At 64.1% G+C, this 704-nt stretch carries 2 protein-coding genes; one reads left to right on the top strand and one right to left on the bottom strand.

Features of this window, described 5'->3' with window-relative positions; translation table 11 throughout:
- On the top strand, positions 1–292 hold a 292-nt coding region (locus HCN58_RS35215), incomplete at its 5' end, for an HAD hydrolase family protein (protein ID WP_171583853.1).
- A 151-nt stretch (positions 293–443) separates the two neighbouring features.
- Here the strand turns inward: HCN58_RS35215 and HCN58_RS35210 are convergent.
- A partial coding sequence (locus tag HCN58_RS35210) for a PDZ domain-containing protein (RefSeq protein ID WP_171583852.1) occupies positions 444–704 on the bottom strand: 261 nt, incomplete at its 5' end.

The following is a 704-nucleotide window of genomic DNA, read 5'->3' as shown; positions in this document are numbered from 1 at the left end:
GGTGCGAGACGGAAAATTCAGCGGCGAGGTTGCCGAGCCGATCCTCGGCCGCGCCGCCAAGCTGGCTACCCTCATCGAGCTGCGCGAAACCTTCGACCTCGACAAGATCGATACGCTGGTGACCGGCGACGGCGCCAACGACCTCGGCATGATCCAGGCGGCGGGGCTTGGCGTCGCCTATCACGCGAAGCCCGCGGTTGCGGCGGCGGCAGCGGCGCGGATCGACTACGGCGACCTCACCGCGCTGTTGTACGCGCAAGGCTATCGGCGCGAGGAATTTGTGGAAGGATAGGACGACGTCGTCCCTGCGAACGCAGGGACCCATACGCCGCGGCCGGTCCGTGATGCGACGGGGCCAGTTGCCTTTACAATCCGCGCTGGTGGTTATGGGTCCCTGCGTTGGCAGGGACGACAGGGTTTTTCGGCAACCAGCACGTGATCTATTACTGCACGCTGAGCGCCACGAACCGCAATTCGCCCTCGCCGTTCGAGACCAGCAACAACACCGATTTCTTGCCGTCCTTCTTGAGCTGATCGACGCGCTTCTTGATGTCGGCGGCGCTGGCGACCGCTTCCTGCGCCACCTCGACGATGACATCGCCGGCGGAGAGGCGCTTTTCGGCGGCGTCGGAGGAGCCATCGACACCCGTGATGATGACGCCTTTGACGCTCTCCTTGATCTTGTACCTCGTACGCAGGTCCTT

Origin of the sequence: Bradyrhizobium australiense (assembly GCF_013114825.1) — a bacterium.
Classification (GTDB): Bacteria; Pseudomonadota; Alphaproteobacteria; order Rhizobiales; family Xanthobacteraceae; genus Bradyrhizobium; species Bradyrhizobium australiense.
This window is presented reverse-complemented; position numbering and strand designations above follow the sequence as displayed.